The sequence below is a fragment of the Kiloniella spongiae genome, from assembly GCF_001026905.1.
GTDB classification, from domain to species: Bacteria; Pseudomonadota; Alphaproteobacteria; order Kiloniellales; family Kiloniellaceae; genus Kiloniella; species Kiloniella spongiae.
Genome location: NZ_LAQL01000038.1, coordinates 1 through 2,979, shown reverse-complemented (window position 1 = coordinate 2,979; position 2,979 = coordinate 1). Strand labels below are relative to the sequence as shown.

The window sequence follows — 2,979 nt, the reverse complement described above, 5'->3', positions numbered from 1 at the left end:
AATAGGACAAAGCCAGACGCGGTTCATTACCCGCAATCCCGGGAGGAACTGAAATCGGAAGGGAGTAGGTCGCTGCCCCACTGTCATCAACCGCAAACTCGCCCTCAAGAGACCCTGCTACTGTTGTTGTATTACTCGTCTGGGCATAAGCATCCCCAAAAAAAGAGACACCGAGACTTCCAGCCAGACATAGGCCAGTCAAACTCAGGCCCGTCAAGCGTAAGCCAGCCACACGCAAACGCGATAGCAACAACATTTATGATGATCCCCCCAGATCGAACCTGAAAACTTTCAAAAACCAAGAACTAAAAAACGACGTTTTTCAAAAACCGAGAACTCGGCAACAGGAATAGAAACACGTTATGCGTGTCACCCTTAACACTAGGAATAATATCCAAGCTGTCAACTAGGGAGTGACAGTTGTCGTATTTATTTCATACTGCTTGTTCGTCTGGCTCTTGAGCCTGACATCAATGGAGCCACCCGTCTGCGGCACTTGTTCCCAAGTGTTTTCCTGTTCCGATATCGGCGTACCATCTACAAGCTGGCGAACAGATTTCTCCGTCCGGCGCACAAAGGGCCAGTCCTGACGATAATCGGTAATGGTCTCGGTGCCCCGCTGAATATCTTTGGATGTAATCTGCTTGAAACCCAGGAATGATCCACGTTTAAGATCCACCTTGGCACCTGCGTAGTTATACTCAATCTTACGTTTGCCCCCGATACCATCATCACGTTCAACTGACTGTACAACAGACAAGGGAGATACATAATCCTGTTCGGGATAAACAGCATCGCTGCCTTTTGAATAAACAAGCTTATCCGTTAATGGTGTGTAGGTGAGTTCCATAAAAGAGCCTCTGGATGTTGAAAAAGATGAAATAACCTTCGGTTGCGATTTGGATTTTAAGTTTGAAATCGACATTCCCGTATACCTTGTCTTGACAGCCACAAGGTCACTCATGCCATCGCCATCTACATCTCCAAGAAACTGTGCGTCCCGATCACTCCAATCGCCGCTCGTCGCAACTGTCCCCATTGGAACAAAGCTCCCCTTGCCGTTTGCAAGGAATTGTGAAACCAGCCAGCCGTTGGAAGTCAACTTTGCTAAAACCAGATCCACCAACTCATCCCCATTAAGATCGGCAGGTATCACATCGTAATCTCCACTCCAGTCCGTAAGATCTAGATAAGTGTTTTTAGGATCATAGGCTCCAAAACGACCATCACCATGAGATAAAATATTTGCAACTGAAAGGGAGTTGGAAGAGTTCCAAACCATTATCACATCATCAAGGCCATCACCATTGACATCACTGACATTCATGGAGCCTCCGCCTAACCAATTACCCTCCTCGCGCAATTTGATACCTTTAGTAAAGCTACCATCACCGTTAGATCTGAAATTGTATATTGATAGCCCAAAAGGAGAATCATAGACCAATACCACGTCACTAAGCCCATCGGCATCCACATCACCTATAATTGGTTTCGGGAAGCTGCCTTGATTAGTCCAGTTACCGCCTTCTCCGTAATTCTTGGAGGAATCATAGTTCAAGAAACTGCCGTCACCTTTAGAAATCAAAGCGGTGATGGATAAGCCATTGCTTGCAGCCTTAACTGCGACAAGGTCACTCAGTCCGTCGCCATTTACATCAGCCATCATCGGCTGGTAACCTTGTGACCAATCACCACTCACACTTAAATATTTATCCCACTCCAGGGGATAGAAGCCACCGTCCCCCCGTGACCGTAATGTGATTGCACGAATTCCGGCGGTAGTGAAGCTGGCCATGGTCACATCGCTCAATCCATCACCGTCGACATCTCCGATCAGGGGAGAATTTTCAACCCAATTGTTACTGTAGGTGTAGTCCAGGCTGGTATCATGATCATGAAACTTTCCATCACCTTTAGCGCGAAAAGTAGCCACCTTAAGATAGCTGGTTGTCCGCAATACAGAGATAACATCGCTGAAGCCGTCTCCATTCACATCCCCGTTAAAAGACCAGTACCCTTTGCCCCAATCAACACTGCTGGTCAGATTATCCCCAGTATCCAGACTAGAAAAACCGATATTAATGGCTGGCCAGTTAACGGAAATCGAACTTAAACAATTCCCACCTACATCACACATTTGAACCTGAATTATGCGGGATTGATTTTCGGTGCTGTTGTATTCGTAGGTAAGTCTATAATTTGATACCACTCTTTCAGCTTCGTATGTCTGGATATTCGCTAACCGTTTGTCCTGTGTAACCTTGGCTCCAGCCTGATACCAGGTGCGGATATCGGTGCGATCTTCGTAAACAAAACGCACTGAGGAAGTGGCTGTGGTCCCAACTGTGGTATTGCCGCCATAATCAATACGATTGATGCGGTATGAACCGTTAGCTTGATCTTCGATATAGCTGTAAGTAATGGCATTGTTTGATCGGTCAGACTGTTTGTTCAACGCCCAGATCCGCGCTTCTGATCTCGCCGTACCATCCGCCTTGATCGCTTCGATGCGACTGTCAGCTGTAACGCCGTATTCCAGAACAAGACCGCCTTTGCTCCAAACCGTAAAGCTTGCGGGGCCTGTGCCGGCGGTTCCGTTCGAGATAACTTTGGCATAGCTTTCAATCTCAGTGCGGTATTCCGTGCCATCTGCCCCATAGTCTCCAGAGACAGCGACCAAGCGCTGACCATCCAGACAGAAACGATCTTCGGTAGAGAAATCAACACCGTGGATCTTGCCATGAGGGACCAGACGTTGACCACAACGCGTTATCGCAGAAAGACCTGAAAGCCCCCAGCCAACACCCAGGGGACCATTACCCGCCTGAGAAGAATAGGACAACGCCAGACGCGGTTCATTACCAGCAATCCCCGGAGGAACTGAAATCGGGAGGGAGTAGATTGCTGCTCCACTGTCATCAACCGCAAACTCTCCCTCAAGAGACCCTGCTACCGTTGTTGTACTACTCGTCTGGGCAT

Annotated in this window: 2 protein-coding genes; both read right to left on the bottom strand. The window is 47.9% G+C overall.

The window, feature by feature from the left end; genetic code table 11:
- A partial coding sequence (locus WH96_RS20780; protein ID WP_047766167.1) for a hypothetical protein occupies window positions 1-256 on the bottom strand: 256 nt, incomplete at its 3' end.
- 150 nt (window positions 257-406) lie between these two features.
- Window positions 407-2,979, bottom strand: a 2,573-nt coding sequence (locus tag WH96_RS20775; RefSeq protein ID WP_047766166.1) for an FG-GAP-like repeat-containing protein, incomplete at its 5' end; no start/stop codon positions are given.